Here is an 18,654-nt window from a genome sequence, read left to right as displayed (position 1 = left end):
ATGCTAATAAAAAAACCATTAATATCAGTTATGATAACAACTTCTAATAGAGCTAAACTATTAACAAGAGCCATTAATTCTGTACTAGATCAAACTTATAGTAATTTTGAAATTATTATTGCAGATGATGCATCATCTGATAATACAGAAGATATAATTAAAGAGTATCAATCTAAATATAAAAATATAATCTATTTAAAACAAGCCAAACCAAGAGGTGCAAATGTGGGAAGGAATTGTGCAATAAGAGCTTCCTCAGGAGAATTCATAGCAGGATTAGATGATGATGATGCATTTACTCCAAATAGGCTTGAATTACTAATTAATAATTATGATGAAAAATATTCTTTAATTACTTCAAAAAATATTATTGAGTTATCACATAATAGAAAAAAATATCAAAAAGGTAAAAAGATTATTACACTAGATGACATGCTATATCAAAATGAAGTAGGAAATCAAGTTTTGGTAAAAAAAGAAAGACTATTAGAAGTTGGGCTTTATGATGAAAAGTTAACTGCTTGTCAAGATTATGATATGTGGATTAGATTAATACAGAAATATGGACCAGCCAAATCTTTAAATAAATATACACAAATTATTTATGCAAACCATAATCAAAATAGAATTTCAAATCCTAATTCTAGAAAAAAGTTTAAAGGATATTTCAACTTTTATAAAAAATTTAAGTATCTAATGAAAAAGGAACATAGAAAGTCACAATTAACTATTATTACATTAAATTTAAATAAAAAAATAGGTTTAAAAAAATTGTACACACTAAATAGCAAAAAATTATTAAAAAAATATATGATAACTATCATAAAAGGATCTTAAATGAAAATATTATTTAAAATAGAATATTATATAAAAGGTTTAGTAACTTATTTAAAAAGACTATATTTTTATAAAAAATTTAAATCAGTTGGTAAAAATGTAAAAATCAGTCCAAAAACAAAATTATATTGGCCTGAGAATATGGAATTTGCAGATAATGTATTTATAGAAGAAGGTGCACATTTATCTTGTAGAGCGGGATTAAAAATTGGGAACTATGTAATGATTGGGCCTAATATAACTATAATCGGTGGTGATCATAAATTTGATGACACAAGTATAGAGATGTGGCATCATAAAAAAGGTAATGATAAAAAAATTATTATAGAAAATGATGTTTGGATTGGAGCAAATGTAACATTACTAAAAAATGCGTATATATCTAAAGGATGTGTTATTGGTGCATGTTCAGTTGTTACAAAGAAAACTGAACCTTATGGCGTTTATATTGGGAATCCTGCAAAACTCATAAAATATAGAAAAGAAGAAACAAATGAAACAAAACTTTAAAACTAAATTCATTACAAAGTTTTATTACTTTTCTTCATATTTTGTTAATCATGGAAACAAAATTATGGGATTTATAGGAATTCCCATAAGATTTCTTTACAAAACTTTAATTGAATTTATAATGTCTGTAGAGATTCCAGACAGAACTATCATAGGGAAGAATTTAAATGTCTATCATGGTATAGGGATAGTAATAAATGCAAATGCTATACTGGGTAATGATGTTACATTAAGGCAAAACACAACAATAGGATCAAAGTTTGATAATGGGCCTTGCCCTAAAATAGGAAACAATGTTGATTTAGGTTGTAATGTTGTGTTAATTGGTGATATAGAAATTGGAGACAATTGCATAATTGGAGCAGGTTCAATTGTAACAAAAAGCTTCCCTCCAAACTCTATTATTGCAGGTAATCCTGCAAAATTAATAAAGACTATAAAATGAATATATTAATAACTGCTCCATCGTTAGATGTTAAAAATAATGTTAGTGGAATTGCTTCTGTAGTTAACAATATCTTTGAAACAAGTAATTTAAACTATACTCATTTTGAAGTTGGGAAACAGGATAAAGAAAGAAGAAATTTAAGTTGGGTATTAAAACAGTTTTATTTACCTCTAAGACTAATAAAAACATTATTAACAAATAAAATTGATATATTTCATCTAAATGCACCATTAAATAAGATGGGTGTATGTAGGGATTTTATACTTCTTTTAATAGCAAAAATTTTTAGGAAAAAAGTTTTACTTCATTTTCATGGTGGTAAATTTTTAGTTACACCACCTGAAAGTAAATTGTTTAATCAATTTTTGAAGTTTTACTTTAATTTTGCAGATAAAATAGTTACATTGAGTGATTATGAAAAAAAATTGACTAATAAACTTTATAATATAGACCTAAAAAAAATTACCTTTTTAGAAAACTGTGTTATACCTTGTAATATTGAAGTAAAAGAAAATATAAGAAAAGTGAGAATTATTTTTTTAGGAAGAATTGTTGATTCAAAAGGAATTATTCAAATAATCCAATCAATGAAAGATTTATATGAAATTAGAAAAGATTTTGAATTCTATCTATATGGGACAGGACCCTTAGAAAATACAATTATTAATGAACTTTCTATACTAAAAAGTTCTTTTAAGTATGGTGGGATTGTTTCAGGAAAAGACAAAGATATAGCTCTTAAAGAATCTGATATTTTTATATTACCTTCACTATATGGAGAAGGATTACCTATTGCTTTACTTGAAGCAATGAATACAAACAATATTCCAATTGTCACAAATGATGGTTCAATGGCTGAAGTTGTTAAAAATAATATTTCTGGATTTATTATAGAAAAAGACAATGTTAATGAATTAACTAATACTATGGACAAAGCTATTAATCTAATAAGAAACAATGACTTAACTATTTTAGAAAATGCGAAAGATTTAATTAATAAAAGATTTAATTGTTTTACATATGCAGAAAATCTCAAAAAAATTTATGAAGATTTATTAAATGAATAGTATTTTCAAACACTCATTTTTTTTTACTTTATTTTTCTTTTTATTTTATATAGAATCAAAAACAGTTGGTGGGGTTAAAATTGCAGTACTATGGAAGATTAGTCTTTTATCTTTAATAATTATATATATTCTTCTTAGTACAAAAGAAAGAATTCAAAAATATATGATATTTGGATATTTATATAGTATTAAAAATTTTATTTCATTCTCTTCTTTTTCATATATTATATCAACAATAAGTGAAGTTTTAAAAAGTCTATATGTAGTATTATTTTCTCATTTTTTTAAAATTTTATATGAAAAGAAAAAGATCAACTTACTTAAAATTTTAATTACTATCTCTTGTTACACAATTATTAGTGCAATACCTTTCTTGCTGAATTTAATGAAATCATTAACTGAAGGCTATGATTTAAAACGTTTTGGACTAGTCGGATTTGGCTTTAATGGTATATTTGATAATTCACATTATGCTGCAAGTGCAATAGGTTTTTCTATTATAATTCTTGTTTATGCTATTCAAAAAGAAAAAAGCAATTATAAAAAACTATTTTTTGTTATTTTAATTATCATTGGATTAATTGCTGAAATAAAGACTTTTGCAAGATTAGGATATGCAATAATATTTATAGGTTCATCATATTTATTATTTATCAATAAAAGATTAAAATTTTATCTAAAAATTTTCGTTCCTCTAACAATATTAATAATAAGTGCTATTATATACTATAACCAATCTAAAGTTCTTCAAATGAGAGTTGTTGGAGAAAATAAATATAATAAATCCAGTTTAGATTCAGGAAGATCAAAATTTGCAAAAAATGCAATCGAAAATTGGTACGAAGAAGATATAGATGTATTTTTTATTGGTCTAGGCAAAGAATACGCAATGGACAAAATGGAAAAAGATGTAGGATTAAGAATTTATGCACATAATGGCTTTATTGATGTACTACAAATCAATGGTATGATTGGTGTTTTTCTTTTTTTAGCTTTTTTTTCTTATTTATTTGTATTTATTTACTCAAGAAGAAAACACAAATATTATCAATTATCCTTTGCATTATTTTTAGGTTATTTAATTTCAATGCTAGTTCAAGGTGAAAGATTTTTTCTATCAGATGTAATACTAGCATTAGGAATTTCATTACTTTATATAAAAGATAAAAAGGAATATTGTGAATAAGAAAAAGATAATAAAATCACATATCTCTATTGGTTCTTATGATAACTTTATAAGCAATATAAATACATTATCAGAAGATAAAACCTCATCATATATTTGTATATCAAATGTACACATGACTATAGAAGCTTATTTAGACAAAGCTTTTTGTGATATTGTAAATAGTGCAGATATAGCTACGCCAGATGGTATGCCGCTTGCAAAGGCTATCAAGTTTATTTATGGAATACATCAAGATAGAGTTGCTGGTATGGATTTGATTGAAGATTTATTTAAAGAGTGTGAAAAAAAAGATAAGAAAATATTTGTTTATGGTGGTGCACAAAATACTTTAGAAAAAATGGAAGAAAAAGTATCAGAAGACTATCCAAATCTTAAGATAAAGTCTTATTCTCCACCTTTTAGAACATTAAGAGAGGAAGAAAAGAAAGCAGATATCTCTATGATAAATGACTTCAATCCAAACTTTGTATTTGTAGCATTAGGATGCCCTAAACAAGAAAAATGGATGAGTGAACACAAAAATAAAATCAACTCATGTATGATAGGACTTGGTGGAGCTATTGAAGTTTATGCAGGTGTTAAAGATAGAGCACCAAAATGGATGCAAGACTATTCTTTAGAGTGGTTATATAGACTAATTCAAGATCCAAAAAGATTATGGAAAAGATACTTTATAACAAATAGCTTATTTATAATTTTATTTATAAAACAATATTTAAAATACAAGTTTTTAAAAAAGGATATAAAATGACAGGAAATAATACATCTGAATATCATAAAAAACGACACCCAAAACTTAGAGAATTTATCGCTGAATTAATTATATTTATAATAGATATTCTAGTAATATTTGCGGTTCTTTTTATCTGTTTTATATTTGATGCAATATTTAATGATAAAGTAATAGTTTTTAGTAATATTTTGAATTCATGCATAAAAATGTACCCTACTTACATCATTATAACCTTTTTATTTTTCTACGAAAGAATTTATACTCACAGGTTTGACTTCTGGCATGAAACAAGAAAAATTATAAAATCTTTAATATTATCATTTTTAGCCGTATTATCTTTTGGTGTTATTGTAAATCAAACAGAAAATTATCCAACAGAAATAATATTTTACTCATTCTTTTATATGATGATATTTATTCCACTTACAAAACTTTTTCTAAAACCACTTTTATTTAGAATGGGATATTGGAAAAAAGGTGTAAAACTACTAAGTACAAATGTCTACTTAGAAACAGAAATATTTGGAAATCAGTACTTAGGATACATTAAATCAAAAAGGAAAGAAGCTGACCTAGTATTTATTGATTCTCATAATAAAAATGTAAATGATCTTAGAAAAAAACTTGAAAAAGAGATTGAGTCAAAAGAAAAAGTAATGTTCATACCAGTATTTGACAGTTATCAATTTTCTGGATCTGATTTATATGAAATGACAAATACAAGAACAAATCTAATTGTACTTGAGAACAAACTCAAAAGTAAATATCGAATGTATGTAAATAGAACTTATAATATTATTCTAGCAATTATACTTATACCTATTATCATGCCTATTGTTGGAATTATTGCATTGGCCATAAATCAAGACTCTAAAGGACCTATACTATTCAAACAAAAAAGACTAGGAAGAAACGGTAGTATTTTTATGTGCTACAAATTTAGAACTATGTATGAGCAAGATGAGCAAGAAAGACTTCTAAAAGACTATCTAGAAGAAAACCCTCACGAAATTGAAAATTATGAGATATATTGTAAGTATGAAAATGACCCAAGGGTTACAAAGGTTGGGAACATTTTAAGAAAAACCTCTTTAGATGAACTTGCACAGATTTTTAATGTATTTAAAGGAGAAATGAGTTTTGTAGGTCCAAGACCATATTTAGTTACAGAAAAAGAAAAAATGGGCGAAGCGAATGCAAATACAATACTAAAAGCAAACCCAGGTATCACTGGACTTTGGCAAGTTAGTGGGAGAAATGAACTTCCATTTGATGAAAGAGTTCAATTAGAAAAATGGTATATACAAAACTGGTCTCTATGGAAAGACTTTGTTATACTTCTAAAAACTGTCGGTGTAGTTTTAAATAAAGTTGGGGCAAGATAGTATTTGAAAAGTTTATTTAGTAACCTAAAAGAAAAAAATACTTTTATTTTCTTTTTGGTGATATTTGGGATTTTTGCAATTGCATTTGATCCCTCGCATAGTGTGGATAAAGTTTTTCTGACTAACTTTGACAAGATAAAACATATACTTGCATTTGTAGTAATAAGTTATCTTTTTGTAGAAAGCTCTATCAACCTAAAAATTGTACTGAAAATTATAATATTAGTTTTAATAGCTCTTTTTATAGAGTATGTTCAGTTTATGGTTGGAAGACAAGCTTCAATTTTAGACTTCTTAGCTAGTGTTAGTGGGGTTGGAATATTTTTTTTAGTTAGATTTTTTGTTTTTAGGAATAGCTCGAAATAAATTTACTTTTTGAATTTCTTTAAAATAATATTAAAAGGTCTAATAACATAATACAGAAAATTTAAACTCTTTGGAAGTTTTATTACTTTGTAATCATACTCTGTAGGATGAAGCATAGATTTTATATACTTCAATCTATATGAAGTGTTTTTTAACATAAACCATTGAACAGATGAAATCTCTTTTGTATGAACTTTATCTGTGTATTCAAAATCTTTTATAAATTGATCATATATCTTATTTGTATTTTCAATAATTTTTTTATCATTAGTTCTTAAATTGATATTTAAATTTATAGAAAAAACTTTTTCACAAAGCAATATGCTAGATAAGACAACTCTATCTGCATCTATTTTTGTTGAAAGTAACAATACTTTTTCAAGGTCTATAAGTTCTTTTACAATCAATAAATTTATATCTAATAGCCATTCTAGTCTTTCCCACATATGTTTATATCCATGAATACAAAGATAAATAAAATGAATTTCATTTGATAAGATATTTATTTCAGTATTTTTTAATTTATACTTGTTATTATCAAAATAGTTTAACTTTTCTAAGTCCATAAAAAACTCAGCACTAGACAGTGTCCAGTGTGCTTCTATAAGTACATTATTTATTTTATTTAAAAAACTTCTATCATGAACTATATCCAGCAAATTTTCTTTTTGATACTCTTCTAAATCAAAAACTTCTTTATAGTTTTCTTTAGATAAAAGTTTTCCTACTTTATTAATATCTTTTAAATCTACCAATATATCCAAATCCACATATTGCCTAAGTGTTATGTCTCCATATGCTATTTGAGAGAGAACAGGTCCTTTGAAAGATATTGGATGAATACCATTTTCTTCCAAAAGTTTTATCACTTTTATAAGTTCAGAGGTCATAAGCATGTTTTGCTTAACTATATCCATATTGATAAGTTTTAGTTTTCTAAAAATATCTTCTGATAAAAACTCTTGAAAATTTTTAATGCTATTGTAAACCAATGGAAAAACTCCATGGGAATATGATAAGTTGAGAAACTTATCCCAATCTTTTATCAAGATAATTTTCTCTTTTAGTAAGCTCTGATTTGGATTTGTTTTACATGATTCTATTAGTAGTTCTACATCATTTGATAGTTTTTTTGGTTTTATTTTTTTGCCTTTAAAAAATATAATTAGATAGTATCAAATTATATTAAAAAATAAAATAAAAACTTAAAAACTTACTAACAAAAAATATACAGATTTATTACTAGATTGTAATCTTGTTAAGATATACTTATATCTTATTTAAGTATAATACGCGAAATTATTAAAAAGGCAAACTAAAATGGCAGAACAGAAAGTAGCATTAATAACAGGAATCACAGGACAAGATGGTTCATATTTAGCTGAATTTCTTCTAAAAAAAGGTTATATCGTACATGGTATAAAAAGAAGATCTTCTATGTTTAACACAGATAGAATAGATCACTTATATGAAGATCCTCATGTAGAAAATAGAAACTTAGTATTACACTATGGTGATATGACTGATTCTATGAATATAACAAGAATCATCCAAGAAACAAAGCCTGATGAAATCTATAACTTAGCTGCAATGTCTCACGTTGCTGTATCTTTTGAAACTCCAGAATATGTAGCAAATGCAGATGGTACAGGAACACTAAGAATCTTAGAAGCTGTTAGATTTTTAGGACTTGAAAAGAAAACAAAAATCTATCAAGCAAGTACATCTGAACTATATGGTAAAGTTCAAGAAACTCCTCAAAGTGAAACAACTCCTTTTTATCCAAGATCTCCTTATGCAGTTGCAAAGATGTATGCATATTGGATCACTGTAAACTACAGAGAAGCATATGATATGTTTGCTTGTAATGGTATTTTATTTAACCATGAATCTCCTGTTAGAGGTGAGACATTTGTAACTAGAAAGATTACAAGAGCAGCTTCTAAGATTGCTTTAGGTTTACAAGAAAAATTATACCTTGGTAACCTTGATGCAAAAAGAGACTGGGGACATGCAAAAGACTATATTAGAATGATGTGGATGATTTTACAAGCTGAACAACCAGAAGATTGGGTTATTGCAACAGGGCAAACAACTACTGTAAGAGATTTTGTAAAATTTTCCTTTGAATATGCAGGTATAAATCTAAGATTTGAAAATGAAGGTGTTGATGAAGTTGGTATCATAGATAGCTTTGATGAAGCAAAAGCAAAAGAATCAGGAATTGATTTATCTCATCTTAGTATTGGTCAAACAATAGTAGGTGTAGATCCTAGATACTTTAGACCTACAGAGGTTGATTTACTTCTTGGAGATCCAAGTAAAGCAGAAAAGAAACTTGGATGGAATAGAGAATACAACTTACAAGAATTAGTTGATGATATGATGAAATCAGACCTTAAACTTATGACAAAAGACACTTATCTAAAAGATGGTGGTTATAAGATTATGAATTATTTCGAATAGTAGTAATTAGTTTGCTATAATTGTTATCAGGAGTTAAAAATGAGTTTAGATGAAATAAAAAAACTAGATGTAAAAGATAGAATCATTTTGATGAATGAAATCTGGGCTACTTTAGAAGAAGAAGATAGTAATATTGAATCTCCATCTTGGCACAAAGAAGTTTTAGAAGAAAGACTTCAAAAACTTGATAACAATGAAGCAGAATTTATAACACTTGAAGAATTAAAAGCTTAATGAATATAAAAAACATAATAGCTTTAAAAGAAGTTTCAAATGATTTGAAATTAGGTGAAGAATTTTATGAAAAACAAAATCATGGATTGGGTTCGTACTTCAAAGATAGCATAATATCTGACATAGAGTCTCTATGACTCTATGGAGGAATTCATCAAAAAGTATTTGGTTTGTATCGATTGCTTTCTAAAAGATTTCCGTATGGAATTTATTATGTCATCAAAGATGAAACAGTTACAATAGTAGCTATTCTTGATTTAAGACAAAACCCTAAAAAAATTTCTTCATATTTAAATAATAGAAATACTAAAAAAGAATATTGAAATGAACAAAGATAATAAAATATATATAGCAGGTCATAGAGGTTTAGTTGGTTCTGCTATAGTTAAAAACTTAGAATCAAAGGGTTATACAAATCTTGTATATAAAACTCACAAAGAACTAGACCTAACTTCACAAGTAGAAGTAGCTAAGTTTTTTGAAGATGAAAAACCAGAATATGTAATACTAGCCGCTGCAAAAGTTGGTGGAATAGTTGCAAACAATACATATAGAGGTGAGTTTATATATGAGAATCTTACTATTCAAAATAATGTAATCCACCAATCATACGCAAATGGTGTTAAAAAACTATTGTTTCTAGGTAGTACTTGTATATATCCTAAAGAAGCACCACAACCTATGCCTGAAAACTGTTTACTAACTTCACCATTAGAATATACAAACGAACCATATGCAATAGCAAAAATTGCTGGGATAAAAATGTGTGAATCATATAACTTACAATATGGTACAAACTTTATATCAGTGATGCCAACAAACCTTTATGGACCAAATGACAACTTTGATTTAGAAAAATCACATGTATTGCCAGCTCTTATTAGAAAAATTCATTGTGCAAAACTTTTATATGAAGGTAGAGATGATGAAGTTGCAAAAGAGTTGGGTATCGAAAATATTGATGATGCAAAAGAGTATTTAGAAGGCTTTGGAGTAGATGCCTCTTCTGTTGAGATTTGGGGAACAGGAAAACCAAGACGTGAATTTTTATATAGTGAAGACATGGCTGATGCTTGTGTATTTTTACTAGAGAATAGAGATTTTAGTAATACTTATGAAAAAGACTCAAAAGAGATAAGAAATACCCATATTAATATTGGAACAGGTGTTGATATATCAATCAAAGAACTGGCAGAACTTATCCAAAAGATTATTGGTTTTGAAGGTGAATTAAAATTTAATACCAATAAACCAGATGGTACTATGGTTAAGTTAACTGATCCTAGTAAACTACATAGTTTAGGGTGGAAACACAAAGTTGAACTTCAAGATGGTATCAAAACCATGTATGAGTGGTATTTAAATAGTAAATAAAATGTTTTTAGATAAAGAAACTTTTAGTACAATCATTTCAAATGCTCCACTTATCTCTATTGACTTAATAATAAAAAACAGTGAAGATAAAGTTCTACTAGGTAAAAGAGTAAACAAACCAGCTAAAAATAGTTGGTTTGTTCCTGGTGGTAGAGTTTTCAAAGATGAAAAAATCGATGATGCTTTTAAAAGAATCACACAAAATGAGATTGGTGTTGAATACAATATCAAAAGTGCTTCTTTTAAAGGTATATATCAACACTTTTATGATGATAATGTTTTTGGTGATGATTTTTCTACTCACTATATTGTCTTAGGTTTTGAACTTAGAATTACAAATACACCTATGACAAATAATCAACATGAAAACTATAGATGGTTTGAAGAAGATGAACTAATGAAAAGTGATGATGTATACTTTTTTGTAAAAGACTATTTTGATAAAGATAAGGGGATTAAATGACTAATATAATACTATGTGGAGGTAGTGGGACAAGATTATGGCCAATAAGTAGAACACTTATGCCAAAACAATTTGTAAAATTGTTTGATGAAAAATCTTTATTTCAATTGACAGTTCAAAGAAATTCAAAAATTTGTAATAGTCAATTTATAGTTTCAAATGCTGAACAATATTTTCTTTCTGTTGATCAACTAGAAGAATTAAAAAAAGAAAACAACAAATACCTTCTTGAACCTGTTGGGAGGAATACTGCGCCTGCTATTGCTTTGGCTTGTATGGAATTGGATTATGAAGAGATAGTATTAGTAACTCCAAGTGATCATTTAATCAAAAACGAAGAAGAGTATTCAAAAGTTTTAGAAAAAGCAAAAGAGTTAGCACTTGAAGATAATCTAGTAACTTTTGGTATCACCCCAACTTTTGCCGAAACTGGATTTGGATATATCGAAAGTGAAAATGAATATGATGTAAAAGCTTTCCATGAAAAACCAGATATTCAAACAGCGACTTCATATTTAGAAGCTGGAAACTATTATTGGAATAGTGGTATGTTTATGTTTAAAGCTGGAGTATTTTTAGAAGAATTAAAAAAATATTCTCCTGAGATATTTGATACTAGTAAAGATGCCTTAACAAACTCTTCTAAAGATGATATTACAAGAATAAAACATGATGATATGATGAAAATCCCTGAAGATAGTATCGATTATGCAGTTATGGAAAAATCTTCAAAAGTAAAAGTTGTACCATCTGATATAGCTTGGTCAGATGTAGGAAGTTTTGATTCTTTATATGAAGAACTTCCAAAAGATGAAGATGGTAATACTTTAAATGAAAACCATGTATCAGTAAACAGTAAAAACAATCTAATCTATGGAAAACAAAGAAAAATTGCAACTGTTGATATTGAAGATTGTATTATAGTTGACACAGGAGATGCTTTACTTATATCAAAAAAAGGAAGCTCACAAAAGGTTAAAAAAGTAGTTGCAGAAGTTAGAAAAACTACAGAACTTCATAATATCCACCTAACTGGCTATAGACCATGGGGTTCATATACAGTTTTAGAAGATACTCCAGGATATAAAATCAAAAGAATTGATGTAAAACCAGGTAAAAGACTAAGCTTACAAAAACATTTCCATAGAAATGAACATTGGACTGTTGTAAGTGGAACTGCTACTGTTACAGTTGGTGAAGAGACAAAACTAGTAAGACCAAATGAATCTATTTATATAAAAATGGGTGAATTACATAGATTGGCTAATGAAGGGAAAATCCCTGTAGTACTTATAGAAGCACAAGTTGGTGAGTATACAGGTGAAGATGATATTGTAAGAATTGATGATGATTTTAAAAGGGATTAAATGAAAACTATAAAAGAAACTATTAGTAAAAGTGCTGTTAAGTTTGGAACTAGTGGAGCAAGAGGTTTAGTTACTGAATTTACAAGTGAAGTATGTACAGCTTTTACTATCTCTTTTTTAGATGCGATGAAAAAAAGCTTTGAGTTTAAAAAAGTTTCTGTTGCAATGGATAATCGTCCAAGTAGTCCTGATATAGCTTCAATAATTTGTGGTGCAATAAAAGCTTATGGTTTTGAAGTAGATTTTTATGGAGTAATCCCTACTCCTGCATTAGCCCTGCAAGCTATGACAGATAAAGAACCATCTATTATGATAACTGGAAGTCATATCCCCTTTGATAGAAATGGTATCAAGTTTTATAGACCAGATGGGGAAATATCAAAAGAAGATGAAATAGCTATTTTAAATAATACAAACAAAATAGTTGATGTTAAAAGTTTTCTTCCTGAAGTAGAAAACAAAGCAGCAACAAATTATATCAATAGATACTCAAACTATTTTGGGAGAAATTGTTTAGATGGACTTAAAATTGGTATTTATGAACACTCAAGTGCAGGTAGAGATTTGTATTCTAAACTTTTTAAAAGTTTGGGTGCAAATGTTGTAACTTTAGGGAGATCAGATGAATTTATACCTATAGATACAGAAGCAGTGTCAGATGAAGATAAACAAAAAGGGAAAACTTGGTCAAAAGAATATAACTTTGACACTATTTTTTCAACAGATGGGGATGGTGATAGACCATTGATTGCTGATGAAAATGGTGATTGGCTAAGGGGTGATATTGTAGGTTTGGTAACTGCAAATATTCTTGGGATTGAAGCTTTAGCTGTACCTGTTAGTTGTAATACGGCTATTGAAAAAAGTGGTTTTTTTGAAAAAGTAAAAAGAACAAAAATTGGATCACCTTATGTTATAGAAGCCTTTGAAGAATTAAATATTTATAAAGCAGTTGCAGGATTTGAAGCAAATGGTGGTTTTTTATTAGGTTCTTCTCTTGAACTAAACGGAAATATTTTAGATGCATTACCAACTAGAGATGCCCTACTTCCATTTATAGTATTAGCTAGTTTTACAGTAAAAGAAAAGACAACACTTTCTAAACTTATTGAAAATCTACCAAAACGTTTTACATCAAGCGATAGAATTCAAAACTTTCCAAGAGAAAAGAGTATTAAACTTATAAATAAAGTTGTAGAAAATCCAAATACACTATTAAAAATGCTAGCTTTTGAAAATCTAAAAATAGTAGATATAAATCAAATTGATGGATTGAGACTAACATTTGATAATGATGTAATCATACATCTAAGACCTTCTGGAAATGCACCAGAGTTACGCTGTTATGTAGAAACTAATAGTCAAGATTCTTCAGATAAGTTAGTAAAACAAACTTTAACTTCAATTTCACAATAAAGAAGAACCCATATTTTGGGTTCTATAATATCATGAGATAGTAATCAAACCTTTGTTTGCTACTTCTTGGATAAAATTTAAAATATCAGTTTCAACTTGTTTTTCATCCACTTCATAATTTGAAATTATCTCTTCTTTTACTTTTTTTAAATCTTTTTTTTCTTCTAAAGTTTCCCAAATCAGTGTTCCTGTCTCGTTTATAGAAAAATATTCATTTGTATTACTATCAAGTAAAATTGTTTCATCATCTACTTTTTGTAAAAAAAGTGTTTCTGGTATAATAATTTTTGTATCTAAAGTCATATTTTTATATTACCTTTTTATTTTTTATAAATTCTACAATAGCTTGATAAACCTCTTCAAGTCTATTTAAATCCCAAGGAATAGTTATATCATATATATCTACTTTGTTTGTTATATTTGTTAAAGCTTTAAATCTTTGTTTTTGATTGATTGGCAAATCTATATCTGTTGCGTATTTTAAGGCTTTAAATTTTTCTATTCCAGATATTTTGTTGAAAATTATATCTGAATTTTCATCTGATTTGACAAGATTTAGTATACAGTTTATTGGTTTTGATTCTTTTGCAAAATTCTCTACAGATAATCCTAAATCTTCCATTTTACGATAAGGTCTATGATAAGGATAAGAGGGTACAGAAAAAATCATATTATCTTTTTCATAGGTTCCAACTTTATCATCAGATATCATAGTATGACCTTTTTTTATGAAAAAATCTGTTAGAGTAGATTTTCCACCAAAGGAGTCAGCTATAAAAAGTACTGGTGTATTTTCTATCTCAACAGCACCTGCATGTAAAAAATAATACTTACTCTCGAAGGTTAATAAAATAGGAAAAAAAGTATGATATAACCAGTACTCAATTAAGTAATCACTGCCATTTTTAGCTTTAAGAAAAGATATTTCGTTTGATTCAATTTTAGAAATAAAAGTAACTACATCTTCTACTATAAAAGATAAAGTTTGATTTTTTTTAATGCTATCAAAAGGCTGATCACTTTGAATTTCAATTTTTCTAAATTGATTGTTATTAAGAGTTAGTTTGTAAGGAAGATTGCTGTAATTCTCTAGTTCAGAAAGGGAATAACAATTTTTATCTAAAGTATCAAGTTTACTACTTGATACTTTAAAATTAAAAATCTTCATAAATTAGATTTAAAATTTAAATCCTGATGATTCATCGTCTCCACTTCCTGGAGGTGGTGGAGGTGTTATATTATTATCAAAATCATTTTGATCTTGACAATTGCTAATACAACTTGCCATAGCATTTGTTGGTTTACTTATTGACCCTAAAGCAACAATTGCTGGTGCTGCATATGCTGCTTTTTTCAGGAAACTTCTTCTACTATTTGTGTTCTCTTCTATTGTGTTTTTATCCATTTTGTATTCTCCAAAATTTTTTATATTGACATTATAACATAAAATCTTTCTAATAATATAAGAAGTTACTTAAAAAATATACAGCTACGTTATAATGTTATTTTTGTAACTACTTTGTAACTTTAAAATTTTAGCTATTTTTTAGACAGTTTTGTTTGATGTTTAATAACTCATTGTGTTATGATAACAAAAAAATTTATAAAAGGATGTATATGGGGTTAAGGATAAAATATATTTTTACTTTCTCTATTCTAATTGCTTTATTTAGTGGTTGTAGTCTAAAAGATTATAAACTTTTCCAAGAAGGTGATCTAGACATTGAAGAGACAACTGTTGTTGAGAAAAAAGAATATTATCAAGAAATGGCATTTGAGAATATAATCGCTCCAAATGATAGAGTTGATGTTACAGTTTATATTCAAGCTGGTCAAGGAAGTCAACAAATGACTTCAATACTTACTAGTAGAGACGTAAATAATAGTAATACAATTCAAGAAAATATTGGATTACTAGTTACTAGAAAAGGAAGTGTTAGACTCCCATTACTTGGAAGTGTTAATATTGCAGGATTAACCCAAGATGAAGCTTCTAATTATCTAATCAAAGAATATAAAAAGTTTATCAGGAACCCATATGTAATCGTTGAAATCAAAAACCAAAGGGTGATTGTAATAGGTGAAGTAAAATCGCCAGGTATTGTTCCCGTTACAAATGGAACTATGAATGTAATTGAAGCAATTGCAAGAACTGGTGACTTAACTGACATGGCATCTAGAGATAATATAAAAGTTATCAGAGGTGATTTAAGAAACCCAAAAGTTAGAACTATTAATCTTACAAGAATGGATGCATTATCTGTTTCAAGTTTATACTTAAAACCAAACGACATATTATATGTACAACCTAGAAATCTTAAAGGTTATAACAGAGCATTTAATGATATCAACCCTTTTTGGAATATGTTGTCTAGTATCCTAGATCCACTAAACCAAAGAAAAACTCTTATAGAATAGTATAAGGGTTATTTTTAATGGAACAAAATAAATATATACAACATACAAATGACGAAATAGATTTAAAACAAGTATTTAAGACTATTCTTAAATATAAGTTTTTTATCTTTTTTACAGTTTTAATATTCACCATAGGTTCAGCTATATTTGCTTATGTTAAACCAAACATTTATTCTTCTTCTGCAACAATAGAAGTAAAAGAGGAAGAAAGAGGCTGGAACACAAGTTCAGCACTTAAAGAGGCATTTAATGGGGCTGGAGCAAATATTGATAACCAAATTGAAGTTTTCAAATCAAAGTTTTTAGCTGATAGAGCAGCTAGTTATCTAAACCTTGGGACAAGATATTTTACAAAAAACAATTATAGAACCTATGAGTTCTATCAAAATTCTCCTTTTGTTGCTACAAAAGAGTTTATAGATGATATGTTTTACAAAAAATCTTTTTATGTAATACCACTTTCTGCTACTACGTTTAAGCTTATAGTAAAACCTAGAGACAAATGGTCAAAAGATGGGCTTTTAAATTTATTGGGTGTTAGAGAATTTAAAGATATAGATTCTTTTAGCTATGAAAAAATCCATAAATATAACGAAGAGATAAAAACACAATGGTTTAATATAACAATTCAAAAAATTAGTGAATTAGAAGAGAGTGAATACTCTTTTTATTTTGTTCATGAATCTTCATTCTCAAGTTATTATTCAAACTTATCAATTTCACAAGTTTCTGAGTTTGCAAGTGTGTTAAGACTTTCTATTTTAGATACTGTATCAACTAGAGCAAAAGATCTTTTAAATGCGATGCTAAAAGCATATAGAGATCAAGAAAGAGAAAGAAAAAATGAAACAGCAAACTTATCCTTAGACTTTATTGATTCACAACTTGAAGAGATAAACAAAAGACTTAAAGCTTCAGAAGGTAAACTTGAACAGTATAAAGAGACCAATGAAGTAATCGATTTATCACAAAAAGCAAAAATGACTTCAGAAAAATTGACTGAATATGAAAGTAAACTCCAAGAGATATCAATAGAACAAAATATCTTAAAAAACTTACAACAATATATCAATAAAAATCATAATCTATCTGGTCTGGCAGTTGGATCAATAAATTTTGCTGATCCTTCACTATCAAATATGGTTAAAAACCTAACAGAATTATCAAATAAGAGAGATAATTTGCTTATTGATTATACAGAGTTACACCCTGATATTGTAAAACTTAGTCAATCTATTGCAACACTAAGAAGAAATATTAAAACTGTTTTAAGTAATAACTTAAATCAAATAGCACAAAGAAAAGCTTCTTTAAAATCATTGATTAGACAATATACAAAATCTTTAGAGACACTTCCTCAACAAGAAAAAGAGTTGACAAGACTTACAAGATATTTTTCAGTAAATGAGAAAGTATATTCATATCTACTAGAAAAAAGAGCTGAAACAGCTATCTTAAAATCATCTACAATCTCTAATTCAAGAATATTAGATGAAGCGTTGAATTACCCAATTCCAGTTAAACCAAAAAGAATGTTAATAGTTTTAGTTGGTATGATTTTAGGTGGTATTGTTGGTATTGCTTATGCATTTTTAAGAGAGTTTTTAAATGATACAGTTAAAAATACAGAGGAGATAGAAAGATATAGTTCAATTCCTATTTATGGTGTTGTTCCTCTTAATAAAAACAAAAAAACAAAAAATATTTTCCTTGAATCATTTAGGTCAATTAGAACAAACTTACAGTTCTTGCCACAAACAGAATCAAGTAGAGTTATTACAGTAACTTCTTCTGTATCAGGAGAAGGGAAAACAACTATTGTTGCAAAAATAGCTGAAATCATTGGTCAAACAGATAAAAAAGTTGTTGTTTTAGATATAGATATGAGAAAAGCTAGTGTTCACAAAGAGTTTGATGTAGATAATGTTATTGGATTAAGTAATTATCTAACTGGACAAAATACACTAAAAGAAGTAATTTCTAAAACAGAATCTGAAAATGTTGATTTAATTACAACAGGCCCTCTTCCTCCAAATCCTTCAGAGTTGATTTTATTGGATAATATGAAGACCTTGATTGAAGATTTAAAAGAGAATTATGATTATATTATTATAGATACACCACCTGTTGGTCTTGTAACAGATGCACTTATCCTTATGAACTATGCAGATATTTCATTTGTATTAGTTAGAGCTAATTATACTAGAAAAGAGTTTATCAAAAACCTTGATAGACTAGCACGTGAGCACTCGCACAATCATATTGGTATGATTTTAAATGGTGTTGAAATTGGCGAAAAATATGGATATGGATATGGCGTAAGTTATGGATATGGATACGGAAATGACAAATATTATAAAGATAGACCTAGTTAATAGGTC

At 27.4% G+C, this 18,654-nt stretch carries 20 protein-coding genes; 16 read left to right on the top strand and 4 right to left on the bottom strand.

Annotated features, from left to right (window positions below; genetic code table 11):
* Genes AC2TY9_RS08250 through AC2TY9_RS08215 form a run of 8 tightly spaced genes read left to right on the top strand, consistent with a single transcriptional unit; the run spans nt 1 to nt 6,535 of the window.
* A complete protein-coding gene (locus AC2TY9_RS08250) occupies nt 1-837 on the top strand; it encodes a glycosyltransferase (protein ID WP_489776922.1) in 837 nt (278 codons plus the stop codon).
* Nucleotides 838-1,347 (top strand): acyltransferase, encoded by a 510-nt coding sequence (locus AC2TY9_RS08245; RefSeq protein ID WP_489776921.1) that lies wholly within the window; start codon nt 838-840, stop codon nt 1,345-1,347.
* Nucleotides 1,331-1,792 carry a serine O-acetyltransferase gene (locus AC2TY9_RS08240; RefSeq protein ID WP_489776920.1) on the top strand — a complete coding sequence of 154 codons (462 nt, stop codon included), beginning with the start codon at nt 1,331-1,333 and terminating at the stop codon, nt 1,790-1,792. The genes AC2TY9_RS08245 and AC2TY9_RS08240 overlap by 17 nt, the downstream gene beginning before the upstream one ends.
* Nucleotides 1,789-2,862, top strand: a complete 1,074-nt coding sequence (locus AC2TY9_RS08235) for a glycosyltransferase family 4 protein (RefSeq protein WP_489776919.1) — start codon at nt 1,789-1,791, stop codon at nt 2,860-2,862. Before AC2TY9_RS08240 ends, AC2TY9_RS08235 begins: the two co-directional genes overlap by 4 nt.
* The gene (locus AC2TY9_RS08230) at nt 2,855-4,048 is read left to right on the top strand and encodes an O-antigen ligase family protein (protein WP_489776918.1); all 1,194 of its coding nucleotides are present in this window, start codon (nt 2,855-2,857) and stop codon (nt 4,046-4,048) included. The genes AC2TY9_RS08235 and AC2TY9_RS08230 overlap by 8 nt, the downstream gene beginning before the upstream one ends.
* A complete protein-coding gene (locus tag AC2TY9_RS08225; RefSeq protein WP_489776917.1) occupies nt 4,041-4,802 on the top strand; it encodes a WecB/TagA/CpsF family glycosyltransferase in 762 nt (253 codons plus the stop codon). The genes AC2TY9_RS08230 and AC2TY9_RS08225 overlap by 8 nt, the downstream gene beginning before the upstream one ends.
* Nucleotides 4,799-6,169 (top strand): sugar transferase, encoded by a 1,371-nt coding sequence (locus tag AC2TY9_RS08220; protein WP_489776916.1) that lies wholly within the window; start codon nt 4,799-4,801, stop codon nt 6,167-6,169. Before AC2TY9_RS08225 ends, AC2TY9_RS08220 begins: the two co-directional genes overlap by 4 nt.
* A gap of 57 nt (nt 6,170-6,226) precedes the next feature.
* Nucleotides 6,227-6,535 carry a VanZ family protein gene (locus AC2TY9_RS08215; protein WP_489780418.1) on the top strand — a complete coding sequence of 103 codons (309 nt, stop codon included), beginning with the start codon at nt 6,227-6,229 and terminating at the stop codon, nt 6,533-6,535.
* A gap of 2 nt (nt 6,536-6,537) precedes the next feature.
* Here the strand turns inward: AC2TY9_RS08215 and AC2TY9_RS08210 are convergent, their stop codons facing one another.
* On the bottom strand, nt 6,538-7,584 hold the full coding sequence (locus AC2TY9_RS08210; RefSeq protein WP_489776915.1) for a nucleotidyltransferase domain-containing protein: 1,047 nt from the start codon (nt 7,582-7,584) through the stop codon (nt 6,538-6,540).
* A 271-nt stretch (nt 7,585-7,855) separates the two neighbouring features.
* Between AC2TY9_RS08210 and gmd the strand changes: the two genes are divergently transcribed.
* From gmd to AC2TY9_RS08180, 6 genes are all read left to right on the top strand, one after another.
* Nucleotides 7,856-9,001 carry a GDP-mannose 4,6-dehydratase gene (gene gmd, locus AC2TY9_RS08205; RefSeq protein WP_489776914.1) on the top strand — a complete coding sequence of 382 codons (1,146 nt, stop codon included), beginning with the start codon at nt 7,856-7,858 and terminating at the stop codon, nt 8,999-9,001.
* 39 nt (nt 9,002-9,040) lie between these two features.
* Nucleotides 9,041-9,235 (top strand): addiction module protein, encoded by a 195-nt coding sequence (locus AC2TY9_RS08200; RefSeq protein ID WP_489776913.1) that lies wholly within the window; start codon nt 9,041-9,043, stop codon nt 9,233-9,235.
* Nucleotides 9,236-9,559: 324 nt separating this feature from the next.
* A complete protein-coding gene (locus AC2TY9_RS08195) occupies nt 9,560-10,609 on the top strand; it encodes a GDP-L-fucose synthase family protein (protein WP_489776912.1) in 1,050 nt (349 codons plus the stop codon).
* A 1-nt stretch (nt 10,610) separates the two neighbouring features.
* On the top strand, nt 10,611-11,072 hold the full coding sequence (locus AC2TY9_RS08190) for a GDP-mannose mannosyl hydrolase (RefSeq protein WP_489776911.1): 462 nt from the start codon (nt 10,611-10,613) through the stop codon (nt 11,070-11,072).
* Nucleotides 11,069-12,439, top strand: a complete 1,371-nt coding sequence (locus tag AC2TY9_RS08185; protein WP_489776910.1) for a mannose-1-phosphate guanylyltransferase/mannose-6-phosphate isomerase — start codon at nt 11,069-11,071, stop codon at nt 12,437-12,439. Before AC2TY9_RS08190 ends, AC2TY9_RS08185 begins: the two co-directional genes overlap by 4 nt.
* Nucleotides 12,440-13,855: a phosphomannomutase gene (locus AC2TY9_RS08180; protein ID WP_489776909.1), complete on the top strand. Its 1,416-nt coding sequence runs from the start codon at nt 12,440-12,442 to the stop codon at nt 13,853-13,855.
* A gap of 30 nt (nt 13,856-13,885) precedes the next feature.
* Here AC2TY9_RS08180 and AC2TY9_RS08175 read toward each other — a convergent pair whose 3' ends face one another.
* The 3 genes from AC2TY9_RS08175 to AC2TY9_RS08165 are packed head-to-tail and all read right to left on the bottom strand — an operon-like array spanning nt 13,886 to nt 15,260.
* Nucleotides 13,886-14,158, bottom strand: a complete 273-nt coding sequence (locus AC2TY9_RS08175) for a PqqD family protein (RefSeq protein ID WP_489776908.1) — start codon at nt 14,156-14,158, stop codon at nt 13,886-13,888.
* Between the two features lie 4 nt (nt 14,159-14,162).
* Nucleotides 14,163-15,023, bottom strand: coding sequence for a phosphoenolpyruvate carboxykinase (ATP) (locus AC2TY9_RS08170; protein WP_489776907.1), 861 nt, complete (start codon nt 15,021-15,023; stop codon nt 14,163-14,165).
* A 9-nt stretch (nt 15,024-15,032) separates the two neighbouring features.
* Nucleotides 15,033-15,260, bottom strand: a complete 228-nt coding sequence (locus AC2TY9_RS08165) for a twin-arginine translocation signal domain-containing protein (protein ID WP_489776906.1) — start codon at nt 15,258-15,260, stop codon at nt 15,033-15,035.
* A 212-nt stretch (nt 15,261-15,472) separates the two neighbouring features.
* Here AC2TY9_RS08165 and AC2TY9_RS08160 point away from each other — a divergent pair, with 212 nt between their 5' ends.
* Both AC2TY9_RS08160 and AC2TY9_RS08155 read left to right on the top strand, forming a co-directional pair.
* Complete coding sequence (locus AC2TY9_RS08160) at nt 15,473-16,273, top strand: polysaccharide biosynthesis/export family protein (RefSeq protein WP_489776905.1); 801 nt, start codon at nt 15,473-15,475, stop codon at nt 16,271-16,273.
* A 17-nt stretch (nt 16,274-16,290) separates the two neighbouring features.
* Nucleotides 16,291-18,648 (top strand): GumC family protein, encoded by a 2,358-nt coding sequence (locus tag AC2TY9_RS08155; RefSeq protein WP_489776904.1) that lies wholly within the window; start codon nt 16,291-16,293, stop codon nt 18,646-18,648.
* The last annotated feature ends 6 nt before the right edge of the window (nt 18,649-18,654 follow it).

The sequence above is a fragment of the Arcobacter sp. ISO1 genome (assembly GCF_058105185.1).
Note: the sequence above shows the minus strand (reverse complement) of the source record. Positions and strands in the feature narration are given on the sequence as shown.

What these genes read in the sequence shown, in the direction of transcription:
- AC2TY9_RS08250 (WP_489776922.1), top strand. Translation starts at nt 1, where the DNA reads ATGCTAATAAAAAAACCATTAATATCAGTTATGATAACAACTTCTAAT.
- AC2TY9_RS08245 (WP_489776921.1), top strand. Translation starts at nt 838, where the DNA reads ATGAAAATATTATTTAAAATAGAATATTATATAAAAGGTTTAGTAACT.
- AC2TY9_RS08240 (WP_489776920.1), top strand. Translation starts at nt 1,331, where the DNA reads ATGAAACAAAACTTTAAAACTAAATTCATTACAAAGTTTTATTACTTT.
- AC2TY9_RS08235 (WP_489776919.1), top strand. Translation starts at nt 1,789, where the DNA reads ATGAATATATTAATAACTGCTCCATCGTTAGATGTTAAAAATAATGTT.
- AC2TY9_RS08230 (WP_489776918.1), top strand. Translation starts at nt 2,855, where the DNA reads ATGAATAGTATTTTCAAACACTCATTTTTTTTTACTTTATTTTTCTTT.
- AC2TY9_RS08220 (WP_489776916.1), top strand. Translation starts at nt 4,799, where the DNA reads ATGACAGGAAATAATACATCTGAATATCATAAAAAACGACACCCAAAA.
- gmd (WP_489776914.1), top strand. Translation starts at nt 7,856, where the DNA reads ATGGCAGAACAGAAAGTAGCATTAATAACAGGAATCACAGGACAAGAT.
- AC2TY9_RS08200 (WP_489776913.1), top strand. Translation starts at nt 9,041, where the DNA reads ATGAGTTTAGATGAAATAAAAAAACTAGATGTAAAAGATAGAATCATT.
- AC2TY9_RS08195 (WP_489776912.1), top strand. Translation starts at nt 9,560, where the DNA reads ATGAACAAAGATAATAAAATATATATAGCAGGTCATAGAGGTTTAGTT.
- AC2TY9_RS08190 (WP_489776911.1), top strand. Translation starts at nt 10,611, where the DNA reads ATGTTTTTAGATAAAGAAACTTTTAGTACAATCATTTCAAATGCTCCA.
- AC2TY9_RS08185 (WP_489776910.1), top strand. Translation starts at nt 11,069, where the DNA reads ATGACTAATATAATACTATGTGGAGGTAGTGGGACAAGATTATGGCCA.
- AC2TY9_RS08180 (WP_489776909.1), top strand. Translation starts at nt 12,440, where the DNA reads ATGAAAACTATAAAAGAAACTATTAGTAAAAGTGCTGTTAAGTTTGGA.
- AC2TY9_RS08175 (WP_489776908.1), bottom strand. Translation starts at nt 14,158, where the DNA reads ATGACTTTAGATACAAAAATTATTATACCAGAAACACTTTTTTTACAA.
- AC2TY9_RS08170 (WP_489776907.1), bottom strand. Translation starts at nt 15,023, where the DNA reads ATGAAGATTTTTAATTTTAAAGTATCAAGTAGTAAACTTGATACTTTA.
- AC2TY9_RS08165 (WP_489776906.1), bottom strand. Translation starts at nt 15,260, where the DNA reads ATGGATAAAAACACAATAGAAGAGAACACAAATAGTAGAAGAAGTTTC.
- AC2TY9_RS08160 (WP_489776905.1), top strand. Translation starts at nt 15,473, where the DNA reads ATGGGGTTAAGGATAAAATATATTTTTACTTTCTCTATTCTAATTGCT.
- AC2TY9_RS08155 (WP_489776904.1), top strand. Translation starts at nt 16,291, where the DNA reads ATGGAACAAAATAAATATATACAACATACAAATGACGAAATAGATTTA.